Below are 436 nucleotides of genomic sequence, written 5' to 3'. Positions count from 1 at the left end.
TTCAAATCCGGAACAAGTCAACGCAATGACGGTGGACAAAGGTCATTTCTATTGTTCTGTAAACCAACAAAAACTGGAACACGGAGGGACATCTGCAAACATGTCCTACCTAATTGAAAAGAAAAGAAATTCTACGGTTGTTGACGATTATGAATGTACCGAATACGGTTTAAAGAAAGGTGAGTCAATTATCGTCACTAAAAGTGCAATTGAAAACTTTTCATACTCAAAACATTATAAAAGCACGAAGAAGAATGACATTAATGGGTTTAAAATCATCTACCCTACAGGGCTTACGACTCCGATTAATAAAGATTATGAAAAAATTACGATCACGTATAATACGGAGAGACCTGACGTTAACATTAAGATAATTCAATATTTTGACGAAAAGTCTAAATTATATACCATCAAAAAATATGAAAACCACGTTAAC

Annotated in this window: 1 pseudogene; it reads left to right on the top strand. The window is 33.7% G+C overall.

Annotated elements, in window-relative coordinates:
* Window positions 1-25: 25 nt before the first annotated feature.
* Window positions 26-436: pseudogene (locus IQR33_RS34565) on the top strand (hypothetical protein); the annotation flags it as partial.

The sequence above is a fragment of the Vibrio sp. OPT46 genome (genome assembly GCF_015163535.1).
GTDB lineage: Bacteria > Pseudomonadota > Gammaproteobacteria > Enterobacterales > Vibrionaceae > Vibrio > Vibrio alginolyticus.
Note: the sequence above shows the minus strand (reverse complement) of the source record. Positions and strands in the feature narration are given on the sequence as shown.